Origin of the sequence: Mesorhizobium sp. M7D.F.Ca.US.004.01.2.1 (assembly GCF_003997785.1) — a bacterium.
In the GTDB taxonomy this organism is placed as follows: domain Bacteria; phylum Pseudomonadota; class Alphaproteobacteria; order Rhizobiales; family Rhizobiaceae; genus Mesorhizobium; species Mesorhizobium loti.
Window position 1 is genome coordinate 1 of the sequence record NZ_RZRQ01000779.1, and the last position, 406, is coordinate 406.

Here is a 406-nt window from a genome sequence, read left to right on the forward strand (position 1 = left end):
GCAGGAACAGTGGGGATGAGGCTGGTGGAGCGCCCCTAGCCGCAGGCGGCAATAAACGATGTCATGGTACAGGTTCATGCCGCGGGCTTCGTCAACACCGAACTGGAGTGGCCTTCGACCTGGGCCGATCGAGCCTTCCGTACCCGGACGCCATCGATCCTCGGCCATGAGCTGGCCGGTGTGGTCACCGCGCTCGGCTATGGCACGACGGGGCTTTCAATCGGCCAGCGAGTGTTCGGCCTCGCCGACTGGCATCGCGACGGCACGCTGGCCGAGTATGTCGCCATGGAAGCACGCAATCTCGCCCCGCTGCCGGGCGACGTTGACTTCACGGTGGGTGCGAGCCTGCCCATCTCCGGTCTGACCGCGTGGCAGGGACTGTTCCAGCTCGCCCGCCTTCAGGCGG

At 66.5% G+C, this 406-nt stretch carries 1 pseudogene; it reads left to right on the forward strand.

Annotated features, from left to right (window positions below):
* Window positions 1–15 precede the first annotated feature (15 nt).
* Window positions 16–406, forward strand: a pseudogene (locus EN993_RS36770) (alcohol dehydrogenase catalytic domain-containing protein); the annotation flags it as partial.